This window comes from Mesorhizobium sp. M8A.F.Ca.ET.208.01.1.1 (assembly GCF_004791315.1).
Classification (GTDB): domain Bacteria; phylum Pseudomonadota; class Alphaproteobacteria; order Rhizobiales; family Rhizobiaceae; genus Mesorhizobium.
The window spans coordinates 1-307 of sequence record NZ_SRUT01000282.1; the positions used below are offsets into that span (position 1 = coordinate 1).

The 307-nt window shown below is 61.9% G+C and carries 1 pseudogene; it reads left to right on the forward strand.

From position 1 onward, the window contains the following. Positions 1-307: pseudogene (locus tag EN851_RS35305) on the forward strand (ABC transporter permease); the annotation flags it as partial.

Genomic DNA, 307 nt, shown 5'->3' on the forward strand with positions numbered 1-307 from the left:
CGGCGCCGTCGTCGGCTTCACCACCGTCATCGTCGCGCTTCTGATCAATGCCGGCTGGCCGATCTGGGCGGCGGTGCTGATCACCTTGCTGACCGGCGTCGCCATCGGCCTGTTCCATGGCTTCGGCATCGTCAAGATGGGCCTGCCGCCCTTCATCATCACGCTGGCCACGCTGACCTCGCTGCGCGGCATCGGCCTGTTGATGACCAACGGCAATTCGATCTCGATCAACAACGACGCCTTCCAGGAATTCTCCCGCAATTCCTTCGTCGGCATCCCCAACCTGTTCTGGATGGTGATCCTGGTT